The organism is Mesorhizobium sp. M4B.F.Ca.ET.089.01.1.1 (assembly GCF_004022605.1).
GTDB lineage: Bacteria > Pseudomonadota > Alphaproteobacteria > Rhizobiales > Rhizobiaceae > Mesorhizobium > Mesorhizobium abyssinicae.
Genome location: NZ_RZOS01001521.1, coordinates 1 through 411, shown reverse-complemented (window position 1 = coordinate 411; position 411 = coordinate 1). Strand labels below are relative to the sequence as shown.

Annotated in this window: 1 protein-coding gene; it reads right to left on the bottom strand. The window is 65.7% G+C overall.

The features are described 5' to 3' along the window. A partial coding sequence (locus EN780_RS38135) for a class I SAM-dependent methyltransferase (protein WP_189557216.1) occupies window positions 1-411 on the bottom strand: 411 nt, incomplete at both ends.

The following is a 411-nucleotide window of genomic DNA, read 5'->3' as shown; positions in this document are numbered from 1 at the left end:
GAATAGGTCATGCTCGGATCCAGCCATTTCTCGTAGAAGGCGTTGCCGAGATCGTAATGCGCCGAGATGTTGCGTCGCGATCCGGTATGCGTGTTTTCGTTGAACCAATGGCGGATGCGCTGGACGGTGTTGATGAGCCAGTTGGCGCCGCCGGCGACCTTCTCGCCGAGGGCGGAATTGACCACGAACAGCTCGAGGAAGCTGGTGACGTCCGGGCTGTCCCAATCGCCGTCCATGTAGGATTCCGCGAGGCCGATGGTGCCGCCGGAAAAGGCGCGCCCCGGCAGGCGCCAATTCTTCAGCACCAGTTCGGCGTCGGGGCCGGGTGCCTTGCCGCCGACGAGGACGGCGCGGCCGTCGGGCATCCGGACCTTGAGCGAGCCGCGCGGCAGGCCCATGGCGGCCGAAAGC